6 protein-coding genes are annotated in these 5,157 nt (G+C 65.2%); 5 read left to right on the top strand and 1 reads right to left on the bottom strand.

Going from position 1 to position 5,157, the window contains the following annotated elements; genetic code table 11:
• Both ACREE8_RS00810 and ACREE8_RS00815 read left to right on the top strand, forming a co-directional pair.
• A partial coding sequence (locus ACREE8_RS00810) for a helix-turn-helix domain-containing protein (protein WP_431571072.1) occupies positions 1-833 on the top strand: 833 nt, incomplete at its 5' end.
• 115 nt (positions 834-948) lie between these two features.
• Positions 949-1,671 (top strand): HAD-IA family hydrolase, encoded by a 723-nt coding sequence (locus ACREE8_RS00815; RefSeq protein ID WP_431571073.1) that lies wholly within the window; start codon positions 949-951, stop codon positions 1,669-1,671.
• Positions 1,672-1,683: 12 nt separating this feature from the next.
• On the opposite strand, the gene ACREE8_RS00820 is transcribed toward ACREE8_RS00815, so the two are convergent.
• Positions 1,684-2,370, bottom strand: coding sequence for a cysteine hydrolase family protein (locus ACREE8_RS00820; RefSeq protein ID WP_431571074.1), 687 nt, complete (start codon positions 2,368-2,370; stop codon positions 1,684-1,686).
• 93 nt (positions 2,371-2,463) lie between these two features.
• On the opposite strand from ACREE8_RS00820, the gene ACREE8_RS00825 reads away from it, so the two are divergent.
• The 3 genes from ACREE8_RS00825 to ACREE8_RS00835 all read left to right on the top strand — a co-directional run.
• Positions 2,464-2,874, top strand: coding sequence for a carboxymuconolactone decarboxylase family protein (locus tag ACREE8_RS00825; RefSeq protein WP_431571075.1), 411 nt, complete (start codon positions 2,464-2,466; stop codon positions 2,872-2,874).
• Positions 2,875-3,277: 403 nt separating this feature from the next.
• Positions 3,278-4,657, top strand: coding sequence for an aspartate aminotransferase family protein (locus ACREE8_RS00830; protein WP_431571076.1), 1,380 nt, complete (start codon positions 3,278-3,280; stop codon positions 4,655-4,657).
• A 169-nt stretch (positions 4,658-4,826) separates the two neighbouring features.
• Positions 4,827-5,157: hypothetical protein (locus tag ACREE8_RS00835; protein ID WP_431571077.1), on the top strand; the 331-nt coding region annotated here is incomplete at its 3' end.

Below are 5,157 nucleotides of genomic sequence, written 5' to 3' on the forward strand. Positions count from 1 at the left end.
TGACGGCGGACCGCCGTCATGGCAGCATGGGCCCTTCCCCGTTCCCGACCCGGCCGGACCGTCCCATGCGCGTCACCGATCTTTCCCTGCGCTCCTACCGCGATACCGCCCTCACCCACAGCCATGATCATCATCAGATCGTGCTGGCGCTGGCGGGAGCGCTCGAGATGGAGGTCTCGGGCCGGCTTGGCCGCGCCGAGGCGACCTCGATGGTGGCGGTGGCGCCGGGCCGTCCGCACAGCTTCCGCGCCAGCGGCGCCAACCGCTTCCTGGTGATCGACTGGCAGGCCGGCTCCAAAGAGAGCGACGCGACGCAACGCCTGATGTCGGCCTGCGACCGCGACCCCTTCCTGCGCCTGGATCAGCGTCTGCTGCCGCTGCTGCGCTTCCTCGAAAACGCCTGCGCGGAAAACAGCATCGAAGCGAGTGAGCGGGAGGAGTGGGGACGCCTGCTGCTGGGGCGCCTGGGCGCCGGGCTCGAGCGGCGCTCCTTCATGGTCGTACGACGGCTCGACCGGGCGCTCGCCTTCATGGAAGTCGGCAAGTCGCGCGCGCTCACCATGGCGGAGATCGCGACCGCCGCCCATACCAGCGCCGGTCATCTCCATGCCCTGTTCCAGCGCGACCTGGGGCGCACGCCGATGCAGCATCTGGCGGAAATCCGGCTCGATCACGCGATGAAGCTCCTGGGCGAAAGCGATATCTCGATCGCCGCGGCGGCCGCGGCCTCGGGCTATGGCGATCAGAGCGCGTTGACGCGCGCGCTCAAGCGCCGGCGCGGCATTACACCCGCGCGCTACCGCCAAGGCCAGCGCCGCAACCGCCGGACCTGAGTCCCGGTCAAAGAGAGCGGAGTCGCGGTCAAGACCGGCAGGCGCGGGCGCGCCCATCATCCCGCTTCGCCAGGATCCGTTCCGGGCTCGAGAGCCGACCTCAGGGAGACGCTCCATGCGACTCGTCGATTTCGACGTCCTGACCTTCGACTGCTACGGCACGCTGATCGATTGGGAGAGCGGCATCCTCGCGGCCCTCGCGCCCTGGCGCAAACGTGCGGGTGTCACGCTTGGCGACGAGGCGCTGCTGACGCTCTTCAGCGAGGTCGAATCCAAGATCGAGGCCGAGCGCCCGACCCTGCTCTATTCCGACCTGCTGACGGCGACGCTCCTGGAGATGGGCAGGCGCAGCGGTCATGGGGCGACACAAACCGAGGCCGCAGCCTTCGGACAGTCGGTCAAGGACTGGCCGGCCTTTCCCGACAGCGCCGACGCGCTCGCCTACCTCAAGCAGCATTACAAGCTGGCGATCCTGTCGAACGTCGATCGCGCCTCCTTCGCGCACAGCGCGCGCAAGCTGGGGCAGAGCTTCGATCTGGTGGTGACGGCGCAGGATGTCGGTTCCTACAAGCCGGCGCTCGCGCATTTCGAGGTGGCGCTGGCGAAGCTCGCCGCCATGGGCATCCCGAAGCAGAAGGTGCTGCACACGGCGCAGAGCCTGTTCCACGACCATGTGCCGGCGAAGAAGATGGGGCTCACCAGCTTCTGGATCGACCGGCGCGCCGGCAAGACCGGCACCGGCGCCACCAAGCCGCCGCCCGAGGAGGTCAAGCCGGATGGGACTGCGCCCAGCATGGCCGCGCTGGTGGCGATGCATATGCGCGAGACGGCACGCTAGACGAGGATCCGGCTATGCGAGCGTCGCGAGGCCCTTGATCACATCCTGGGCCTTGGCGACGACGCCGAAGAGACCGCCTTCGATCGTGGTCATATAGACGGCGGCCTCATGCGCGTAGGCGTCGCCGCTGGCGCAGCCATCCTCCACCAGCAGGCATTGATAGTTCCGGTCGTTCGCCTCGCGCAGCGTCGTATGCACGCAGACATCGGTGGTGCAGCCGGTGAAGAGCAGATGGGTGATGCCCCGCGCGCGCAGCACATGGTCGAGATCGGTGGCGCAGAAGGCGCCGTTCGCGGTCTTGTCGATGATGATGTCTTCGGGTGCCGGCGTGAGCTCGGGAATGATCTGGAAGCCGGGCTCGCCGCGAACCAGCAACCGTCCGGTCGGGCTGGGCTCGCCCACCGGCAGGCCCGCATGCTTGTGGCGCCATTGCTCATAGGGCGTGCGGTCGGCGAGATCGGCGCGGTAGCCCTGGCGGGTATAGACGATGGGGCAGCCGGCGCGCCGGGCGGCCGCGATCAGGTCGCGCACCGCCGGGATGATCGCGCGCAAGGCCGAGGCGTCGTAACCCTGCCGCGCGAAATAACCTTGCTCCGAGAGGAAATCGACCTGCAGATCGATCACCAGCAAGGCGGTCGCCGCCGGCTTGAGCTTGCCGTCATAGGGATAATCGAACGGTCGCGCCTTGATCACGGTCATCTCTGCTCCTTGCGCGCGGCTTTGCCCCCTGGCCGACGCGCGGGGATCGTGCCAGCATCGAACCAAGCTTGGCAATCACCCTGGAGAGATCCCATGGCGCTGGTGAAATTGATCGAATATGCGGAAGCCGGGCCCGAGGTCCGCGCGGTCTATGACGACATCATGAAGACGCGCAATGTCGACTGGATCAATAATTTCTGGAAGGCCATCGCCAACGACCCCAAGACGCTGAAACGCACCTGGGAGAGCGTCAAGGAAGTGATGGCGCCGGGCGCCCTCGATGCGCGCACCAAGGAGCTGCTCTATCTCGCCGTCAGCGTCACCAACAATTGCGAATATTGCATCGTCAGCCACATGGCCGGCGCCCGCAAAGCCGGGGCCAATGATGCGATGCTGGCCGAGCTGATGGCCGTGGTCGGCATGGCCAACGAAACCAACCGCCTGGTCAATGGCTGGCGCGTCGAGGTGGACGAGAAGCTGCAGAAGGCGGCCAGGGGCGGGTGAATTATCTCGAACGAAGCCAACCTGCAGCCTCTTGATGGCATTGGAGGTTATCTGTGGTTGAAGACCCGCCCCGAGCCAACCCGGACCGTACCTGACTTGCGGCGAGATCTCTTGAAGATCGAGGAGATCAAGCGCGGTCTCGCAGAGGCCGATGCAGGCGAATTCGCATCGGATGCTGAGGTTGTCGCTCTGTTCGAGAAATGGCGCCACTTAGGCCGTGGAGGCTCGTTTGGGGGCCCAGGTTTATCCTAGCAGGCCCTTCCCCCGCGACCCTGGCTTTCGCATAATCTACGCCCCTGATCGGGGTTTGCCTCTCCGGCCCCGAGACCTTGCCCACAGCCTTGCATCGCGTCGATCGACGATTGTGCCGGTCCGTGCGCGCCCCCTGCCTCGAGGAGTTTCCATGACCGCCATTCGCGCCAATTACGATGCCGCCCGGTTGCGCCGCCTCGATGCCGCGCATCATATCCACCCCTTCTCCAACGCCACCCAGGTGGTGGCCGAGGGCGGCGGGCGGCTCTTCGCCCATGCCGACGGCATCTACATCTATGACGTCGAGAACAAGCGCTATCTCGACGGCATGGCGGGGCTCTGGTGCGTCAATGTCGGCTATGGCCGCGAGGAGCTGGTCGAGGCGGCCGCGCGCCAGATGCGCGAGTTCCCCTATTATTCGAGCTTCTTCGGCGGCACCACGCCGCCCACGGTCGAGCTCGCGGCCAAGCTGGTCGAACTCCTCGGCCATGGCCTCAACCACATCCTGTTCGCCAATTCCGGCTCCGAGGCGAACGACACGGTGGTGCGGCTCGTGCGCCATTTCTGGAATCTCGAGGGCAAACCCAAGAAGAAAGCCTTCATTTCGCGCCGCTTCGCCTATCACGGCTCGACCATGGCGTCGGCGAGCCTCGGCAATTGGGGCACGATGCATGAGCAGGCCGACCTGCCCTTGCCGGGCTTCCATCATGTCGGCGCGCCCTACTGGTATGCCGAGAGCGGCGACCGTGATCCCGAAGCCTTCGGCATCGCCTGCGCGCAGGCGATCGAGGCGAAGATCCTGGAGCTGGGCGCGGAGAATGTCGCGGCCGTGATCGGCGAGCCGGTCCAGGGGGCGGGCGGCGTGATCGTCCCGCCCAAGAGCTATTGGCCCGCGGTCGAGAAGATCTGCCGCAAGCATGACGTGCTGCTGGTGGCCGACGAGGTCATTTGCGGCTTCGGGCGCACCGGCAGCTGGTTCGGCTTCGAGACCCTGGGATTCACGCCCGACATCGTCACCATGGCGAAGGGCCTTTCCTCGGGCTATCAGCCGATCTCGGCGGTGGCGGTCAGCGACCGTGTCGCCAAGCCGCTGCTCGAGGCCGGCTACTGGCTCCACGGCTTCACCTATTCGGGCCATCCGGTGGCGGCCGCCGTGGCGCTCAAGAACATCGAGATCATCGAGCGCGAGAATCTGGTGGGCAAGGTCGCCAAGGAGACCGGCCCCTATTTCGCGCAGCGCCTCAAGACGCTGGAGCAGAACCCGATCGTGGGCGAGGTACGCACGATGGGCCTGCTCGGCGGCATCGAGCTCGTCGCCGACAAGAAGACCCGCCGGCGCTTCGATCCCTTGGGCCATGCCGGTACCGTCTGCCGCGAGCGCTGCCTCGCCAACGGCCTCATCATGCGCGCGAGCTTCGAGACCATGGTGCTGTCGCCGCCGCTCACCATCACCAAGGCGCAGATCGACGAGCTGGTGACACTGGCAGGGCGGGCACTCGACGAAACGGCGGCGGAGTTGTTGAAGCGGTAATACGGCGTCCCCGTAGACGTGCCTTTGCCGACGTAAGGCGTTCTCTCGATTCTCTAGATGAATTAAGTAGCCAGCTTCCTTGGCTGACAACGGCTCGTGCCGGCGCAAGATTCGAGGTTCGCGATTTAGTGAACCTGCCGCTGTCTGACCATAGGTGGTGGAGAGAACGATGTGGCTCGTTACACTCTTGCTTCGGCTGTTCGATTGGATTGGCAACTGGCCTATTTGGCCGTGGCTGGACAAACATGAAGGACTGGCGGCCTGGGCTCAGTTCGTGGGAGCAATGATTGCGATCGGCATCGCAATCATCGTGCCGTGGAACGAAAAAAGACTAGAAGTGAGAGCATTGGCGGCGGACCGTCGACTCCAAGCGCGCAGCTTGGCCATCGCCATTTATCCCGAACTCCTGGAGCTGAAAGCGAGAGTACTTGGCGTTCAGAAAGATATTGAGAGGATCACGCGCGGCAAGTCTGGATTTCAACTGGACCCGGCATTAATAC

The sequence above is a fragment of the Hypericibacter sp. genome, assembly GCF_050729195.1.
Classification (GTDB): Bacteria; Pseudomonadota; Alphaproteobacteria; order Dongiales; family Dongiaceae; genus Hypericibacter.